Origin of the sequence: Azotobacter beijerinckii, assembly GCF_900110885.1 — a bacterium.
In the GTDB taxonomy this organism is placed as follows: domain Bacteria; phylum Pseudomonadota; class Gammaproteobacteria; order Pseudomonadales; family Pseudomonadaceae; genus Azotobacter; species Azotobacter beijerinckii.
Window position 1 is genome coordinate 109,229 of record NZ_FOFJ01000004.1, and the last position, 17,742, is coordinate 126,970.

The window sequence follows — 17,742 nt, forward strand, 5'->3', positions numbered from 1 at the left end:
TCGCGCAGTTCGGGGCTGTCCCGCCCGGCCCCGGAAGGGGCTCGGCGGCCGGCGACGGACGGACTGCCGGCTGCCGGTTCGGCAGGCGCTAGTCGCGCTTGCCGACGGTCGATCTGGGCGATTTCTCGTCCGGATCGAAGATCCGGGTCACGTCGCCGCCCAGGCGGAAATTCTTGAACGGTCCCATCTCGGCCTTCCTTTCCCGCAGGGCGGGGGAGCAGGCATAGAGCGCGCAGTAGGGCTCCAGCCAGGAGAACTTGGCGTCGGTCTCCAGGTCCTCCATGTCCTGGTCCTCGTCGCCGGCCCGCGCGGCGAACGGCTCGGGGTCCTCGACGCCGGCCAGCACGTTGCCGGCCAGGCGGCCCAGGGCGCCGTCGTTGTCGCCGCGCAGGTCGACGCCGTTGGCCTGGGCGAAGGCGGCGACCATCATCAACGGCGGCAGGCTGTAGTTGTGGTAGGCGAGGGCGCGCTGGCGGCGCTTGAGTTCGTTGGGCAGGAAGCCCTTGGGGTCGACCTGCCCGGCGGCGACGTGGAACTGCCCGACCGCCCAGTCGAACAGGTCGCGGCGGTCGGTCGCCACGCCGGCGGCCATCGCCGCCCAGGCCGCCCAGTAGGAGTGGTTGTTGGTCTGCTGGAGCGGCAGATCGCTCCAGTCCGCGACCACCTGCTTGCCGACCCTGGCGAACCAGGCCTCGATGCGCCGCGCCTGCTCCGGGTAGGCCGCCAGCGGCTGCGAGCTGGAGAACTTCAGGCGCAGGTAGGCCCCGGCCAGGCTGCCGAGCGCCCATTTGCGCATCGACTTGCCGGTGTGGTTGTACTCGGTGGAGAGCAGGGCGCCGTCCTCGGCCCAGGCGTCCAGCCAGGCCAGCGCGCATTCCAGGTCGCCGCTTCGGCCTTTTTCCATGTAGCGCGTGACCATCCGGCTGAAACCCCGTTCGATCTCGGTGATCGGTGCGGTCTTGGTGCGGAAGGCCTTTTCCGATTCCTCGTTGAGGGTCGCGCGGGCCGCGTCCGAGCCTTCGTACTTGCTGCGGAAGATCAGCTCGCCGGTATAGGGCGCGGGCACCGTCGGGCAGGCCGGCGCCTCGCCGCTACGGCGGTCCACCGCCGCGTAGTAGCCCTTGGGCGGAACCAGGGCGGCAGCGTGGACGGCTTGGCTCAGCAGCAGGCTGCCGAGCAGGCAGGGGAGAGCGAGTCTGGTCTTCATGATGAGCCTCAGTTGCCGCTGCGGGCGGTCAGGTTGGCCGGAGCACGGTTGTCGTGGCGCTTGCAGAGGCGCGCTTCGACCTCGACGGGCTCCTTGAGCCCCTCCGGCGGCTGGATTTCCAGGGCGAAGAAGCTCAGCCCGGCCCACTCGCCGTCGTCGCGCAGCCGGAAGGCGAAGCGACCGTTGGTTTCGGCCGTGGTGGGCTTGTCGAACTTGACCTGCTCGCGGCGGCCGCTCATGTACCAGAGGGTGCCTTCCAGGTTCTTCACCGAGGGGTCGCTGAAGCGGATGTCCAGCTGATGGCCGGCATTGGAGGCCTCGACCAGCTTGTCGACGCCGTTGACCAGGATTTCCTTGCTGCCGGCGCCGGGGCGCAGGGTGGCCTTGGCAACGAGCAGCGACGGGCCGCTCTCGCAGGCATTGTCGTCGAGCAGCGCCAGGGCCTGGCGGTAGAACTTGTCCGAGGCCAGGTCGTAGAGCGGCGAGAACTCCCAGATGAGGATCTTCGGCGGGTGCTGGCGGAACTCGTCGCTGGACAGGTATTCGAGCATCGAGCCCTCCAGGCCGCCGCCGGGGAAGGCGACGTTGAGGATGTCGGCGCCGATGTGTTCGGAGAGGAAGCCGGCGAAGTTGTAGTTCTGGCCGCTGTGGCTGGTGCCGACCAGGGTGATCTGCGGCAGGCCGCCCTCGCCGAACAGGTCGTCGCCGCCGCTTTCGCCCTTGGGTTCGGTGAAGAACTGGTCGCTGTACTCGAAGGCGTAGGTGGTTTCGCACAGCTGGCCGGCGACCCGGTGCAGGGTGCCGCGCTTGCCCATCCGGCCTTGGGTGCGGGTGACGAATTCCTTGTGGGGAATGTCGTCGAAACCGGGGATCTTTTTCACCGTCTCGGCGACGATCTTGGCGGTGCGCTGGGCGCCGTAGGAGGTCCAGTGCTGGTCGCCGCGGAAATAGAAGGCCGGCTCGGCCTGCTCGTCGGTCAGCGGCGTCAGGTCGGGAACCCAGAAGCCGAGTTCGGCGAAGCGCGCCAGGGTCTGCCGGTAGTTCTTCACGGCCTTGTCGAAGTCGAAGCCGGCGCGCTGGACGGGGGCCAGCTTGCTGCGGTTGACCATGCCGCGGGTCGGCTGGTAGACCACCACCAGCTCGACGCCGTGGCGCTTGAAGGCCTCGCGCAGCTGCTTGAGCTGGCGGTAGCCCTCGGGGGTGGTGCCGAACTCGGTGCGCAGATCCTCCCGGCTACGGAACAGCCAGTCGCTTTCGTTGCCCTGCACCAGGGTGACGAAGTTCTTCATGTAGCTGGTGGCGTAGAGGCTGGCATCGGCGGCGGCCGGGCACAGGTTGCAGCAGTCCTCGGCGCGGTAGACCGGCGCCTGGCGGTCTTCGGCGCGCAGGCCGCCGGCCGTCAGGGCGAGCGCGGCGGCCAGCGTGGGGATTCCGGTCCATTTGAGGCGATGGGTTTTCATGGGCTGTTCTCGTCAGTTCTGCAGCTCGGCCTGGGTTTCGACGGGGTCGATCAGCACGGCCTTCTGGCGGCGCACCAGCAGGTCGAGGATTTCCTGCTGCTTGTCGCCGAGCACGCCGGTGAAGGACAGGCCGGAACTCTTGGTCGGGGCGAGCATCTCCACGCGGTAGAGTTCCAGGCTCAGCGGCGAGTCCACGGCGATCGGCGCCGAGCCGTTGCCGAGCAACTGGCCGCCGACCACGATCATCGACACCTTGGCGTCGAAGGGGTCGAGCTTGAAGTTCCGGTCGGTATGGCTGAGGTCCTTGATGTGCCCGTAGATGCCGGTCAGCTGGTTGGCGGCGGCGAGGTTCTCGTAGATGCGGACGTTCAGGCTGTTGCGCAGGCGGATGCCGTGGCGCGCGTTGTTGATGATCCGGTTGCCCCAGATGAGGTTGTTCGAACTCTCGTAGAGGGTGATGCCGTCGGAGTGGTTCTGGAACACCTCGTTGTAGGCGATCAGGTTGTGTTCGCTGTTGCGGTCGAGAACGATCCCCGACAGCTTGTTGTCGTGGGTGCGGTTGTTGACGATCCAGCTGTTGTTGACTTCCCGCGAGACGATGATGCCGTGCTTCTTCTTCGTCCCGTAGACGTGGTTCCCGGCGATGATCAGGCGTTCCGAGCGGTCGTGGGGGTCGATGCCGTAGACGATGTTGTCGCGGTAGGTGTTGTCCTTGAGCACCACGTCGTCGGCCTCGTAGCAGTAGAAGCCGTAGTAGATGTCCTCGAATACCGAGTCGATCAGCCAGCCGCTCGGCCGCGGGCGCTGCAGGCGCTTGTGCATTTCCGGGGTGTACTGGGTGATGCTCACCCCGTAGGACTTGCTGGTGTTGTAGCCGAGGCTGGCGAGGGTGCTGCGCGAGATATAGGTTTCGGTGCCGCCCCAGGAGACCAGGAAGGGGCGGAAGACGTTCTCGCCGCGAAAGCTCGACGGGCCGTTGCTCGCCTCGCGCCAGCCGGTCACCTTGGTGTCGGTGATGAACAGCGTGCCGTCGTTGACCAGGAAGGCGCCGCGCTCTTCGGAGAGGCGCAGCTCCTTGACCTTCTTGTCGATGTGCAGGGTCGCGCCGCGCTCGACGACGATCGGCAGGCGCGCCACGTAGACGCCCGGTGCGGTTTCGGCGAACTGGCTGGCCGGCAGCTGCCGGGCCAGTTGGCTCAGCTCGACGTAGCCGCCCTCGATGAAGATCGCCTGGGGGATGCCGCGCTGGCGCGCGATCCACTCGCGCAGGCGCGTCCCGTTGCCGCCGGTGAAGTCCTTCAGGGTGTCCTGGCGCAGCATGCGCTGCACCGCGATGCGCCCGCCGGCCTTGCGCTGGATCTTCGCCTCCACGGCCTCGGGGGTATAGCCGGAGAGGTCCGGCAGCGTAGGCGGATCGAGGTGCAGCGCCTCGATCGAGGCGCTGGTAACGCTGTATTGCTTGGCGTTCAGGGTGGGCGGGGCAGCCTGCCCCGCCTCCTGCGGCGGAGCGGCCTGGCTCCAGGCGCCGGTGGCCAGCAGCACGCCGAACAGCACGGGTTTGAGCGGGGTGGATGCACGTTTCCGTTGCATGTTCATGTTCGATCCTCTCAGCATGCCAGCGGACCTCAGAAGTGCCAGACCATGTCGACGAAGACCCGGTGCATGGTGGTGTCGCCCTTGCTGGCATAGGCGTTGCCGGGGAAGAACAGGCCGCCGCGCAGACGGATCAGCGCGGATTCCTCGCCCTGTTCGCCCCAGCCGGCCGGCAGCATGCCGTCGTTGAAGTAGCGGGTGACCACCAGGTCGACCTCCTGGCCGAGGTCGCTCTTGCCGGTCGCCAGGGCGTCCTTGCCGTTCCTGGCGACCGGGCTGATGGCGTTCTGGCCGAGGTTGTCGTTGTCGTCGACCCGCCAGAAGTGGTGGTAGATCAGGCTGCTTTCGTAGTTCTCGGAGGGCTTCCAAGAGGTGAACAGGGTGCCCACCTGCAGGTTGGTCAGCTCGCCGCGGAAGGCTTCGCCGAAGCGGTGGATGCGCGTCTGCTGGCCGGTGAAGCTGGAGCGGTTGCTGTTCATGCCGGTCTGGACGAACTGGTTGGAGCTGTTGCTGTCCTCGCCGCCGCTGCCGCGGGCATAGGCGGCGCCGACCTTCCACTGGTCGTTGAGGTTCCAGCGCAGGCCGAGGTCCACGGCCCAGGCGTCGACGTCCATGTTGCGGTAGTGGTCGGCGCTGCCGTCGCTGGCGAAGTGCCGTTTGTCCACCTCGCCGGTCAGCCAGGTGAATTCGGCCCAGTAGTTGAGCGGCATGGTCGAGCGGTAGTTGAAGAAGTCGCCGTCCACGTGCAGGCCCAGCCAGGTCAGGTCGCCGGTATAGGTCTTGCTCTGGCTGTCTTCGTAGACCCTCTGCTGGGTGTCCGGCAGATGGCCGCCGTTCCAGGTGTGGTGCACCTTGAAGCCGACCCAGTGGCCCTGCCGCCACTGGTAGTCGAGGCCGCCGAACACGTTGGTGCGGTCCTCGTCCTCGGCGCTCAGGTCCTGGAGGTCGGTACGGTAGTCGCTGAAGCGCTCGGCGGCGCCGATCTGGGCGCGCAGCAGGCTGGTGTCCATGGTCCAGTTCAGCGACTCGATGCGGATGTCCCACCAGGTGGCTTCGCCGCTGAGGCTGCGCACCCGCTGGCGGCCGAGGCGCAGGTGTTCGCCGGGATAGGGGGTGAGGCCGGCATAGTCGATCCAGAACTCGCGCAGGGCGAGGTAGCTCTTGTTCGGGTCGCGGCTCTTGTCGCGGTTGTTGCCGCCGTTGCCCTGATAGTCGACGTTGGGCTGGATGGGGTCGGTTTCGACGATGTCGGTGGCGGTCACCGCCTGGAGCATCACCATGGCGCCCCAGTTGCCGCGCTGGCCGTAGACCCAGGGCCTGACGTCGAGGGCGACGCCCTCGGCATCGCCGCCGCTGCGGGTATCGAGGTCGCGGTCGTCCTCCGACTGGGCGGTGATCTTCACATCCAGGCCGTAGTTGCGGTCGGGTCCCACGACCGATGCCAGCAGCGGGTCGCTGCAGAGCAGGGTGGCTCCCAGACCCAGTCCGGCGCCGATGTAGTGTTTCCTTCTCATAGTGCTTCCTGTTCGTTTTGCAGGGCGTGCAGCTGCGTCGGGGCTTGCCACGCGCCGTAGCGGACCTGTTGTTCGTCGCGCAGCAACCGTTCGCCCCGGCTGCGTTCCTCGGGCGTGATCCGGGACTCGATTTCCTGCAGCAGGGGTTCGGAGTCCGGTCGTCCCTGCAGCACGGCGAGGCGCGCGAAGACGTAGGCGTTGGCCCGGTCGATGCGGATGCCGCGCCCCTGGGAGAACAGCTGGCCGAGGGCATAGTCGGCGCTCGCCTGGCCGCCGCGGGCGGCGGTCAGCAGGCGGTCGACGGCCTTCTGCGGGTAGACCTTGCCGAGGAAGCCGCGGCGGTAGAGCTGGCCCAGGTAGTAGTTGGCGCTGTTTTCCGTGGCGGCGGCCTTGAGGAAGTGTTCCTCGGCCTTGAAGGGGTCCTGGGGAAGCAGCTTGCCTTCGTAGTAGAGCCGGCCGAGCAGCAGGTCGGCCGCCGGCTGGGCGGCGGCGCGGCCGCGCTCGAGATAGTCGAGCAACTGGTCGGTGTCGCCGGTGCCGGGGAAGTCGTAGAGCAGGCGAGCCAGACCGACCCAGGCGGCGGGATGGACCGGGGCGATTTCCTCGAGCATGGCCCGAGCGGTCTTCTCGTCCGACTGGCCGAGCTGCGGGTTGGAGAGCACGCCGGCGACGTCCATGACCAGCTGCGCCGGCACGGTGCCGCTGCGATAGGCGCTCAGCTGCTGTTGCACCAGTGCCTGCAGGCGGTCGTTCTGCCCGCGCTTGAGGTAGACGGTGGCCAGTTCGACGTAGCAGTCGCCGTAGTCGGCGAGGCGCTTCTGGCAGATCCGCTCGATCTCGTCGAGGTGCTGGTCGTAGCTGCCCTGGGTGCGGTAGAGGACGATCTGCGCGATGTCCGCCTGGGGATGCCCGGCGGCCCGCCACTGGTCGATGCGCTGCTGCAGGCTGACGTCCGGGAAGCTCTGCGGATTCTTCAGGTAGAGCATCGCCAGGGGCAGCAGCACGCCCTCCTCGCCGGCGGCGAAGGCGTCGCCGAGCAACTGCGCGGCCTCGCGCTTCTCCGCCTCGCTGCTGGTCGGCTTGTAGGCCAGCAGCTTGCCCAGGCGGGCCTTGGCCCGCGGCGAGGCGTCCAGCGCCATGCGGTAGGTCTGCTCCGCCTTGCGCAACTGCTCGGGGTCGCCGCTGGCCAGCTGCATGTCGGCCAGGCCGAGCTGGGCGTCGGTGAAGCCCATCTCGGCGAGCTGGCGGAAATGCCGCTCGGCAGTCTGGGTATCACCGCGCTGCAGGGCTTCCTTCGCCAGACGCTGGTCGGGCAGGTCGAGGTTGGCGCAGGCCGTCAGGCCGGCCAGCGCCGAGAGCAGCAGGGGCTTGGTCAGGTTCACCTGAGGGTTCCTTTCAGAGTCCGGCGGTCACGGCCTTGTTGATCAGCCAGTCGTAGGAGGGGCCGCGGTCGATGACCACCTCCACCGGCTGGCCGGCCAGGGTGCTGTCCAGCGGTTGCTCGGGCTGGATGATCACGCGGATGTCGCTGGACAGGCCTTCGTCCTGCAGGGCGCTGCTGAGGATCTTCCCGCGGCGCGGCTGCTCCTCGCCGGGCACGCTGAAGCTGACCGGGGTGCCCGGCTTGACCTTGGCGAAGTCGCGGTAGGGGAAGCGCGCCTCGACGGCGGCGGCGGCGTCGCGCGGCAGCAGCTCGAAGATCACCTCGCCCTTGGAGGCGTACTGGCCGTTGGCGACGCGCTGGGCGACGACCTTGCAGTCGCAGGGGCTGGTCAGAGTGCCCTGCATCTGCCGGGTGAACAGCTTCTCGACGTTGGCCGGGTTGAGCTGCTCCTCGTTCAGGTGGCCCTTGAGCATTTCCAGCATGGAGGAGGAGAAGGAGGCGATCGGCGCGCCCTTGGCGACCAGGCCGTCCGGGCCGACCAGGCTCTGCACCGTGCCTTCGCGAGGCATGGTCACTTGCATGCCGGCCACGCTGACCATGCCCGACTCGGCATGGGTGACGAAATAGAGGTCGTAGAGCTGCTTGAGGATCAGGCCGAAGGCGCCGAGGCCGACGACGAAGATCGCCAGGCTGAAGCTGACCGCGCGCAGGCGTTCGAGGGCGGTCTGCTGGGCCAGCCCCTTGCCCTTGCGCGCCTTGGTGAAGTTGTCGCGCTGCAGGGTGCAGATCACGTCGCCGACGGTGACCAGCTCGCCGCTCAGGTGGGAGGTGATCAGCTGGCGCAGGGTGGCGATCTCGCGGGCGCCCAGGCCGTGGAACTGGCAACCGGTGCGGCCGGTTTCCGGATCGAGGTTGCGCACCTGGAACTCGACGTCCATGGCCAGGCCCAGGCTGTCGAGCTGGAACAGCAGCTTGCCGCGGTGGTAGGAGCCCTGCTGGACGACCGGCTTGCCGCTGGCGAAGCTGAAGCCGCCGGCGGAGACGTCGATCAGGCGCTGCTCGATCGTTTCCCGGTTGGCGCCGAGGAAGCGGATCTTGCCGGGCAGCTTGACCCGGGCGTGCTGCCGCTGCGCCTCCGACTCGTGGACCACATTGACATTGAGAGCGGTATTCATGGTTGGTTGTCTTCCTTCTCGATCATTCAGTCCCGGTCAGACCGACAGCATCAGCACAGCGATGAAAATGCTGGTCGCTGAAAAGGTCATGGCCTTTGACGACCAGTTGTTGAACCAGCTCTGGAAGCTGGCGAGTTCTCGGTTGAGCTTGGTGTCCTGGCGCGTCCAGGATTGCTGGTCGAGGCGGAAGAACACGTGGATCTTCACCAGGGCCCCGACGATCTGGTTGTAATAGAGGATCAGCGGGTAGGCCGGTCCGATGTGGTGCCCGGAGGCCGCCAGCAGCAGGGTCAGGACCAGGCGGGTGGAGCAGATCCACAGCAGGTAGGCGATGAAGATGGCGATGCTGTACTTGATGGAGCCGATGATCGCCACGGTCAGGCCGAGCAGGCTGGTCCACATGGACACGCGCTGGTCGAACAGCACCACCGAGGTGAACCAGCCCAGGCGCCGGACACCGAGCTTGAGGGCGCGGGAGTTCTGCCGCAGGTTGTTGCCGTACCAGCGGAACATCAGCTTGCGGCTGGCCTTGACGAAGCGCTTCTCCGGCGGGTGCTCGACGGTGTGGATCGCCGCGTCGGGCACGTAGAAGGTGTCGTAGCCCAGGCGCATCAGGCTGAACCAGCTGGACTTGTCGTCGCCGGTGAGGAACTTGAAGCGGCCCAGACGCCAGTGGTCGAGGTTGTCGTTTTCCACGTCGACGATGAACTCGGGGTCGGTGACGACCTCGGCGCGGAACACCGACATCCGTCCGGTGAGGGTCAGCACGCGGTGGGACAGGGCCATCGAGCACATGTTGATGTGGCGCTGGGCGAAGCGCAGCTTGTGCCACTCGCTCATGATGTAGCCGCCCAGCACTTCGCAGAATTCGTTGGTGGTCAGGCCACCCATGTTGGGAAAGATCTTGAAGTAGGGCACGGTCTTGCGTACTACGCCTTGGTTCAGCACGGTGTCGCCGTCGATCACCGCGACCACCGCGTTTTCGTCGGGCATGTGCCGGGAGATGGCGCGAAAGCCGTTGGCCAGACCGTCGCGCTTGCCGGTGCCGGCGATGCGCACGAAGTCCAGCTTGACCCGCTCGGGCGGGGCGAGCTTTTCCCAGAGGCTCTTGATCAGCAGCTCGTCGGACATTTCCACGATCGAGCAGACCACGGTGGTCGGGTAGCCGCAGTCGATCGCCTCGCGGATCACCGAGCCGTAGACCTTGCCGGTGGTCAAAGCGTCGATGCGAAAGCTGGTGACCATCAGGAACACGTAGGAAGGATCGGCGTCCTTGCCCAGCTTCTGCACCTTGCGCCGGTAGTAGGGGTAAACCACGTAGAGGAACAGCATGCCGCGCAGGAAGTGGATGACCCCCATGGAATAGCGCCAGAGGCCGATCAGGCCGATCAGCAGGATGAACTGCTTCGACTCCGGGTCGAACACCTGCGGCGGCAAACCGAGCGCCAGCAGCATCAGGAAGCTGAGGAAGAGCAGCCAGCCGGTGGCTTCCCCGAGGGCATGCTTGAACCTGTCCATAATCGTCATGAATCCGTCGTCTGTATTCGCGGGCCGGCCGGGGCGGCGCCGTCGTCGTTCTGGCGCACGCCCGGTCCCGGTCCGCCCCCGGCGAAGGGGGCGGACCGGGGGCGGCTTACCAGCAGATCCCTTCGGCGGTGCCGTTGGTGCGCTGGGGCATGAAGCCGATCAGGTCGATGACCTTCTTGCCGGCCGGAACCTGCTTGGCCAGCTTCTCGAAGCGCGGATCGGCGTTGCCGAGGACGATGACGTCGGCCTCCGCGACGACCTTCTCCAGGTCGGAGTCGAGCAGGGAGGAGACGTGGGGGATTTCGTTCTTGATGTACTGGCCGTTGGCCCCGTGCTCGCGGGCGTATTCGACGTTGCTGTCGAAGATGCTCAGCTTGAAGCCCTTGCCGATCAGCATCTCGGCCAGCTCCAGCTGCGGGCTTTCGCGCAGGTCGTCGGTACCGGCCTTGAAGCTCAGGCCGAGCAGGGCGACCTTGCGCGAGCCGTGGTTGTCGATCATGTCGTAGGCTTTCTGCACCTGGACGGCGTTGCTGCGCATCAGCGAGCTGATCAGCGGGGCGTCGACGTCCCACTGGCCGGCGCGGTAGTTGAGGGCGCGCACGTCCTTGGGCAGGCAGGAGCCGCCGAAGGCGAAGCCGGGGCGCATGTAGTACTGGGACAGGTTGAGCTTGTGGTCCATGCAGACCACTTCCATCACCTCGCGACCGTCGACGCCGGCGGCCTTGGCGATGTTGCCGATCTCGTTGGCGAAGGTGACCTTGGTGGCGTGCCAGACGTTGCAGGTGTACTTGATCATTTCGGCGACGGCGATGTCCTTGCGGACGATCGGCGCGTCGAGTTCGGCGTAGATGGCTGCCAGGGCATCGCCCGAGGCCTTGTCCAGCTCGCCGATCACGGTCATCGGCGGGAAGTTGTAGTCCTTGATCGCGGTGCTCTCGCGCAGGAACTCGGGGTTGACCGCCACGCCGAAGTCGACGCCGGCCTTCTTCCCGGAGAATTTCTCGAGGGCTGGAATCACCACGTTGTGCACGGTGCCCGGCAGCACGGTGCTGCGTACCACCACGGTGTGACGCTCGTTCTTGTCGCGCAGGGCGGTGCCGATCTCGCGGCACACCGCCTCGATGTAGTCGAGTTCCAGATCGCCGTTCAGCTTGCTCGGCGTGCCGACGCAGAGCATGGACAGATCGCTGGCGAGAATCGCCTCGGACACATCGGTGGTGCCGCGCAGGCGGCCGGTCTTGACGCCTTCGGCGAGCAGTTCTTCCAGTCCCGGTTCGACGATGGGGGATTTGCCCTGGTTGATCATGTCAATCTTGGCGGCGGAAATATCCACGCCGAGCACATCGTGCCCGCGCGTCGAAAGACAGCCGGCGCATACTGCACCCACATAACCCAGTCCGAAAATACTGATACGCATCGCGTTCACCTCGTCCTTTATTTATGACGCTACAGAAAATCGACGACTAAAATCCTTAGCCGTCAGGTTGCCGGTGACCCATAAGCCAAGTTGTGGGCCAAACTTCAGATATATAAATGCTGCGCCCGCGAAATCAGGCACCAAAAGACAGGCAGGTTATGTCAGGGAGAGTGCGCGGAGACTGCTGGCATATTGCTGCCAATACTTTGGTCCGCTTACGACAGGCCGCGAAGAGCCTATTCTCACTGTGTCGGAGAGTCTTGTTTTTGTTGGTTTTCTTCCGTTTTATCAAACCTTCCGTGACGTTTTATGGTTCATGCTTTGGGGCGATTTCGTCATGGGTGTAAGAAACGGTTTCGCTTCGATAGTTCCCTGGAATTTATCTTGGCGTACCGACTCAAGCAATTTGCCAGTAGTCGTTTCGCCTTGGCCAATACAGATTTCCGGCGTCGAAAGAAGTTCCGTGGCATTGGCTGGCTATCATGGGAAATGCCGAAATTTTTCTTGTTTCGGCGTGAATTAATATCGGGGCGATATCACTTTTCAGATCTTTCGGTGGACTTGCTACTATATGGCTATTATTCAAAGCCGCATCTGCGGCTATTGGCCAGTATAGTAATGACCGTTTGTCGGGAATTAGTGTTGGAAGTTGTAGCGGGTGGTTTTCCGACGAAGTGTCATACGCCGGCAGTCTCGAACGGAAACCGACCGGCGGGCGACGGGAGGGGGCGATCAGTCCTGGGGCGCGTCGCGCAGGAACACCAGGCGGTCGGGGCCGGACTGCCCGGCCGAGAAGCGATAGCCGGCGGCGTCGAAATCCTTGAGTCCTTCCGGGTCGCGCAGGCGCTCCTTGATCACGTAGCGGGCCATGAGGCCGCGGGCCTTCTTGGCATGGACGCTGATGATCTTGTACTGGCCGTTCTTCAGATCGCGGAATTCGGTGTCGATGACCCGGGCCGCCAGCGCCGGGCGCTTGACCGCCGAGAAGTACTCGGTGGAGGCCAGGTTGAGGAGGCGGTCGTCGCCCTGTTCGGCCAGCGCCTGGTTCAGCCAGAGGCCGATGCGCTCGCCCCAGAAGGCGTAGAGGTCCTTGCCGCGGGCGTTGGCCAGCCTGGTGCCCATTTCCAGGCGGTAGGGCTGCATCAGGTCCAGCGGGCGCAGCACGCCGTAGAGGCCGGAGAGCATGCGCAGGTGGGCCTGGGCGAAGTCGAAGTCGGCGTCGTCGAAGTCCTCGGCGTTCAGCCCGGTATAGACGTCGCCCTTGAAGGCGAGCAGGGCCTGCTTGGCATTGTCCGGGGTGAAGGCCGGGCTCCACTCGGCGTAGCGCGCGGCGTTGAGTCCGGCGAGCTTGTCGGACAGGCTCATCAGCTCGGCGATCTGTGCCGGGGTCAGCTCGCGCAGCCGGGCCATCAGCTCGGCGGCGTGGTCCAGGTACTGGGGCAGGGTGTGGCGGGGGGTGACCGGCGGGGTTCGGTAGTCGAGGGTCTTGGCCGGGGAAATCACCATCAGCATCGTCGTTCTCCTTCGCGTCTGCGGCGATTCTAGCGCCCACAGCCCGCCTTTGGCGTTGGGCCGTGCGTGCCCCTTTTTCGCGGAGATTGTGCGATGAGCGAATAGGCGGGGGACTCGTCGGGGCCGGCAGGATGCCGCTCGAGCGGGAGAGGGGCCGCCCATTGGTCGAGCGGGGGCGTGCCACTCTGGAGCGCGAGCCGGATAGCGAGGGAACCGGCCCGCGACCGGGCGTGCCTGACGGGCAGCGCCGGGCCGGTTCGGACACTGTGGAGGTGAACCGCTGGGGGAGTCGCCGGTCACTCCGGCACGCTTAATCCAATGACTCTAGCGGTCCCCGGCGGGGCCGCCAAGGTTATTCCGCAATGGGATAAAAAAAGCCTGGAAGACGCTGAAAAGTATTTTTTCTGTCATCCATTTTGCTGTATCAACGAAGCCAGACTGCCTGACAGACCAAGGAAAACGCCTTGCGCGTCGTACGCTTGTCCACGGTCTGTCGAACGCGAGCACGCCCTGCGGCTTTTGGCCGGCAGCGTGCGCGGCTTCTCCCGCTCGGCGCCGGAGAGGACGGCGGTTTCCCGCGGCGGAGCGCCGTATCCGGCATTCCGTCGCCTGCCCCCCGCTAGAGAAAGGTGACAGATTATGGATGACCACGGATGCGCCCACCCCACCCAGTCGACCCTCTACGTCCTCGACACCAACATCCTGATCCACGATCCCAACGCCTTGCTGAATTTCCAGGAGCACCACGTCGGCATTCCGATGACGGTGCTCGAGGAGCTGGACAAGCTGAAGACCGGCAAGCACACCGTGGCCGCCGAGTGCCGCCAGGCGATCCGGCTGATCGATCAGGTGCTCGGCGAGGCGACGCCCGAGCAGGTCGAGCAGGGCGTGCCCATCCAGCGCGGCAAGAGCGGTCCCTGCGGCTGGCTGTCGATTCTCATGAGCCGCAGCGCGGAGGCTGAGGCCCGGCTGCCGGACCGGGACAACAACGACAACCGCATCATCAATCTGGTGGTGGAGCTGAAGAAGCGCCGTCCGGGGGTTCCCGTGGTGCTGGTCACCAAGGACATCAACATGCGCCTGAAGGCGCGTGCCTGCGGGGTGGCGGCCGAGGACTACCACACCGACCAGTTGATCGACGACGTCAGCCTGCTGTCGCGCGGCTACCACAGCCTGCCCGGCTCCTTCTGGGACCGGGTGAGCAAGGTGGAAACCCGCCAGGACCACGGCCGTACCTGGCATCGCGTGCAGCTCACCGACAACCTGCCGGCGTTGCACCTCAACGAGTTCATCCTCGACGAGCAGGGCTTCGTCGGCTGGGTCAAGGGCATCAAGGGCGACGAGCTGCTGATCCTCGACCTGCACCAGGAGCCCCTGCTGCACCAGGAGGCCTGGGGGCTGCGGCCGCGGGACGTCTACCAGTCCCTGGCGCTGTTCGCCCTGCTCGATCCGGACATCCACCTGGTCAACCTGACCGGCGCCGCCGGCTCGGGCAAGACCATCCTCGCCCTGGCCGCGGCCATCGAGCAGACCATGGTTAACAAGCGCTACCGGCGGATCATCGCCACCCGCAGCGTGCAGGGGCTGGACGAGGACATCGGCTTCCTGCCCGGCACCGAGGCGGAGAAGATGGAGCCCTGGCTCGGCGCCATCACCGACAACCTGGAGGCGCTGCACATGGACGACGAGAACACCCACGGTAGCGTCGACTACATCCTGCAGAAGGTGCCCCTGCAGTTCAAATCGCTGAACTACATCCGCGGGCGCAGCTTCCAGCAGAGCCTGATCCTCATCGACGAGTGCCAGAACCTCACCCCGCACCAGATGAAGACCATCATCACCCGCGCCGGCAGCGGCTCCAAGGTGGTCTGCCTGGGCAACCTGGCGCAGATCGACACGCCCTACCTGTCCGCCACCAGCTCCGGTCTGACCTACCTCACCGAGCGCTTCAAGGACTTCCCCCACGGCGTGCACATCACCCTGCAGGGGGTGCCGCGCTCGGCCCTGGCCGAATACGCCGAGGTGCACATGTAGCGGATCGGCCGCGGGGCTGCCGCCGGCACCCCGCGGTTCCTGCCGGGAATCGGCGGGCGCGCCGCCGGCGTATACAATGGCTTCCCTTTCGCTTCGCTGCAGGAGCCGCCGTCCATGCTCACCCACCTCGATTCCCAGGGCCATGCGCACATGGTCGACGTCACCGACAAGGCCAGCACCGCCCGCGAGGCCGAGGCCGAGGCCTGGGTGCGGATGCTTCCGGAGACCCTGCGGCTGATCCAGCAGGGCGGCCATCCCAAGGGCGACGTGTTCGCCGTGGCGCGCATCGCCGGGATCATGGCGGCGAAGAAGACCCACGAGCTGATTCCGCTCTGCCATCCGCTGCTGCTGACCGGCGTCAAGGTCGAGCTGAGCGCCGTGGGCGAGGACCGTGTGCATATCGTCGCCCGCTGCAAGCTGGCCGGGCAGACCGGCGTGGAGATGGAGGCGCTGACCGCGGCCAGCGTCGCCGCGCTGACCCTCTACGACATGTGCAAGGCGGTGGATCGCGGCATGTTCATCGAGCAGATCCGCCTGCTCGAAAAGCAGGGCGGCAAGAGCGGCCACTACCGGGCCGACGCCTGATTCCGACGGAGAGCAGCATTCCGATGATTCACGTGCATTACTTCGCCCGCTACCGCGAGGCGCTGGGCGTCGATTCCGAACAGCTCGGCTGGGAGGAGGGCTTCGCCCGCCTTGACGACCTGCGTCGCCACCTGCTGGCACGCGGCGGCGACTGGGCGGTGCTCGGCGAGCGCAACCTGATGTGCGCCCGCAACCAGGAACTCTGCGGCCTGGACGAGCCCTTGGCCGACGGCGACGAAATCGCCTTCTTCCCCACCGTCACCGGAGGCTGAGATGGGCATTCGGGTGCAGGTCGCGGCCTTCGATCCGGGGGCCGAACTCAACGCGCTGCACGCGGCCAACGTCGGGGTCGGCGCGGTGGTCGGCTTCGTCGGCTACGTGCGCGACTTCAACGAGGGCCGCGAGGTCGGCGGGATGTTCCTCGAACACTATCCGGGGATGACCGAGAAGGCCCTGGGCAAGATCGCCGACGAGGCCGCGCAGCGCTGGCCGCTGCTCCGGCTGGAGATCCTCCACCGCATCGGCCGGCTGGAGCCGGGCGAGCCGATCGTCTTCGTCGGCATCGCCAGCGCCCACCGCCAGGCGGCCTTCGACGCTTGCAACTTCGTCATGGACTACCTGAAGACCCGCGCGCCCTTCTGGAAGAAGGAGGACACTGGCGAAGGGCCGCGCTGGGTCGAGGGCCGCGACAGCGACCAGGCGGCGGCACAGCGCTGGTAGGGGGGCAGCCCGCCGATTCCGGTGCAGGCCCTTGCCACGTCTGGCGGGTTTCGCCCGCCCGACGGGTTCGCCTGGTTTCAGGCGTGGCGCGGCACCGGCTGGAGCAGTTCGGCCGGCGGCATCTCGCACTGGATCTTGCGACCGATCAGCGCCTCGATCGGCGGCAGGGCGAAGGCGTCGTCCTCGCCGGCGAAGCTGATCGAGGTGCCGCTCGATCCGGCCCGGCCGGTGCGGCCGATGCGGTGCACGTAGTCGTCCGGGTCTTCCGGGAGGGTGTAGTTGATCACGTGGCTGACGCCCTCGACGTGGATGCCGCGGCCGGCGACGTCGGTGGCCACCAGTACTCGGATCTGGCCCTCGCGAAAGCCCTCCAGCACCTTGATGCGCTTGTGCTGCGGCACGTCGCCGGACATCTGCGCGGCGCTGATGCCGTCGCGGGTCAGGCGTTCCTCGATGCGCCGTACCTCGTCCTTGCGGTTGGCGAACACCATCACCCGCGCCCAGTTGTTCTGCGCGATGAGGTTGTACAGCAGGCGGTACTTGTCGCTGCCGGCCACCGCGTAGACGTGCTGCTCGACGGTATCGCTGGCGACGTGCTCCGGCTCGATCTCGACGATCGCCGGATCGACCGTCCATTGCTTGGCCAGGTTCATCACGTCCTCGGTGAAAGTCGCCGAGAACAGCAGGGTCTGCCGCTCGCCCTTGTAGGGGGTCTGGCGGATGATCTGCCGCACCTGGGGGATGAAGCCCATGTCGAGCATGCGGTCGGCCTCGTCGAGCACCATCACCTCGACCATGTCCAGGTGCACCTCGCCGCGCTGGTTGAAGTCCAGCAGGCGGCCGGGGGTGGCGACCAGGATGTCGCAGAACTTCTCTTCCAGCTGCTTGAGCTGCTTGTCGAAGTCCATGCCGCCGACGAAGCTCATCACGTTGAGGCCGGTGTAGCGGGTCAGGGCCTGGGCGTCCTTGGCGATCTGCACCACCAGCTCGCGGGTCGGCGCAATGATCAGCGCGCGCGGCTCGCCCATGTAGCGCTCCTTGGGCGGCGGGGTCTGCAGCAACTGGCTGATGATCGAGACGAGGAAGGCGGCGGTCTTGCCGGTGCCGGTCTGGGCGCGGCCGATGGCGTCGCGGCCCTTGAGGGTGAAGCCGAGCACCTGGGCCTGGATCGGCGTGCAGTAGGGGAAGCCGGCGTCGTGGATGGCGTGCATCAGCCGCGGATCGAGGACGAAGTCGTGGAAGCGGGTCTTGCCCGGCACAGGCTCGACGACGAAGTCCTCCAGCCGCCATTCCGCTGCCGGCTTGCTCGGCGGCGGCTCGCGGCGCGGTGGCTCGACCCTCGGCTTGTCGGCGGCCTTGAGGTTGCCGGGCGTCTTGTCGCTGGAGGGTTTCCGGCCGGCGGGCTTGCCTTCGGCGCGGGGCGGCTTGGTTTTCTGCCGGGGCGGCTTGGGTGGGGTAGCGGGAGCAGCGGGGCGGGTGGCGGGAGCTGGCGTGTCAACGGCTACAGACGGTGGCGTCTGTTCGCCCATGCCTAGGAGTTTCTTGAGTGCTTTGAGCACGATTATCTCGTCGATGGATGAGGGAATTAGAATTAATTGTTGTCAGTGTAAAGCA

Annotated in this window: 14 protein-coding genes; 4 read left to right on the top strand and 10 right to left on the bottom strand. The window is 66.3% G+C overall.

All coding sequences use genetic code 11. The annotated features are described in order from the left end of the window. Window positions 1-88 precede the first annotated feature (88 nt). From BMY22_RS03365 to yaaA, 9 genes are all read right to left on the bottom strand, one after another. Window positions 89-1,210 (bottom strand): mannuronate-specific alginate lyase, encoded by a 1,122-nt coding sequence (locus BMY22_RS03365; protein WP_090619662.1) that lies wholly within the window; start codon window positions 1,208-1,210, stop codon window positions 89-91. Between the two features lie 5 nt (window positions 1,211-1,215). After that, window positions 1,216-2,667 carry an alginate O-acetyltransferase AlgX-related protein gene (locus BMY22_RS03370; RefSeq protein WP_090619570.1) on the bottom strand — a complete coding sequence of 484 codons (1,452 nt, stop codon included), beginning with the start codon at window positions 2,665-2,667 and terminating at the stop codon, window positions 1,216-1,218. Window positions 2,668-2,679: 12 nt separating this feature from the next. After that, window positions 2,680-4,257 (bottom strand): mannuronan 5-epimerase AlgG, encoded by a 1,578-nt coding sequence (algG, locus tag BMY22_RS03375; protein ID WP_425265959.1) that lies wholly within the window; start codon window positions 4,255-4,257, stop codon window positions 2,680-2,682. Window positions 4,258-4,292: 35 nt separating this feature from the next. Further along, a complete protein-coding gene (locus BMY22_RS03380) occupies window positions 4,293-5,774 on the bottom strand; it encodes an alginate export family protein (protein ID WP_090619573.1) in 1,482 nt (493 codons plus the stop codon). Continuing rightward, window positions 5,771-7,156 carry an SEL1-like repeat protein gene (locus BMY22_RS03385; protein ID WP_090619574.1) on the bottom strand — a complete coding sequence of 462 codons (1,386 nt, stop codon included), beginning with the start codon at window positions 7,154-7,156 and terminating at the stop codon, window positions 5,771-5,773. The genes BMY22_RS03380 and BMY22_RS03385 overlap by 4 nt, the downstream gene beginning before the upstream one ends. Before the next feature lie 13 nt (window positions 7,157-7,169). Next, window positions 7,170-8,333 (bottom strand): alginate biosynthesis protein Alg44, encoded by a 1,164-nt coding sequence (locus BMY22_RS03390; RefSeq protein WP_090619576.1) that lies wholly within the window; start codon window positions 8,331-8,333, stop codon window positions 7,170-7,172. 36 nt (window positions 8,334-8,369) lie between these two features. Continuing rightward, on the bottom strand, window positions 8,370-9,851 hold the full coding sequence (gene alg8 / locus BMY22_RS03395; RefSeq protein ID WP_090619577.1) for a mannuronan synthase: 1,482 nt from the start codon (window positions 9,849-9,851) through the stop codon (window positions 8,370-8,372). A 115-nt stretch (window positions 9,852-9,966) separates the two neighbouring features. After that, on the bottom strand, window positions 9,967-11,277 hold the full coding sequence (locus BMY22_RS03400; RefSeq protein ID WP_090619579.1) for a nucleotide sugar dehydrogenase: 1,311 nt from the start codon (window positions 11,275-11,277) through the stop codon (window positions 9,967-9,969). A 732-nt stretch (window positions 11,278-12,009) separates the two neighbouring features. Then, complete coding sequence (yaaA, locus tag BMY22_RS03405; protein WP_090619581.1) at window positions 12,010-12,789, bottom strand: peroxide stress protein YaaA; 780 nt, start codon at window positions 12,787-12,789, stop codon at window positions 12,010-12,012. Window positions 12,790-13,428: 639 nt separating this feature from the next. Here yaaA and BMY22_RS03410 point away from each other — a divergent pair. The 4 genes from BMY22_RS03410 to moaE all read left to right on the top strand — a co-directional run bounded on the left by BMY22_RS03410 (window position 13,429) and on the right by moaE (window position 16,128). Continuing rightward, complete coding sequence (locus tag BMY22_RS03410) at window positions 13,429-14,823, top strand: PhoH family protein (RefSeq protein WP_090619582.1); 1,395 nt, start codon at window positions 13,429-13,431, stop codon at window positions 14,821-14,823. Window positions 14,824-14,937: 114 nt separating this feature from the next. Then, window positions 14,938-15,408 carry a cyclic pyranopterin monophosphate synthase MoaC gene (gene moaC, locus BMY22_RS03415; RefSeq protein ID WP_090619584.1) on the top strand — a complete coding sequence of 157 codons (471 nt, stop codon included), beginning with the start codon at window positions 14,938-14,940 and terminating at the stop codon, window positions 15,406-15,408. Between the two features lie 23 nt (window positions 15,409-15,431). Further along, window positions 15,432-15,680, top strand: a complete 249-nt coding sequence (locus BMY22_RS03420) for a MoaD/ThiS family protein (RefSeq protein WP_090619585.1) — start codon at window positions 15,432-15,434, stop codon at window positions 15,678-15,680. A gap of 1 nt (window position 15,681) precedes the next feature. Further along, window positions 15,682-16,128 (top strand): molybdopterin synthase catalytic subunit MoaE, encoded by a 447-nt coding sequence (gene moaE, locus BMY22_RS03425; protein WP_090619587.1) that lies wholly within the window; start codon window positions 15,682-15,684, stop codon window positions 16,126-16,128. 77 nt (window positions 16,129-16,205) lie between these two features. Here moaE and rhlB read toward each other — a convergent pair whose 3' ends face one another. Then, window positions 16,206-17,687 carry an ATP-dependent RNA helicase RhlB gene (gene rhlB / locus BMY22_RS03430; protein WP_090619588.1) on the bottom strand — a complete coding sequence of 494 codons (1,482 nt, stop codon included), beginning with the start codon at window positions 17,685-17,687 and terminating at the stop codon, window positions 16,206-16,208. Window positions 17,688-17,742: the final 55 nt, after the last annotated feature.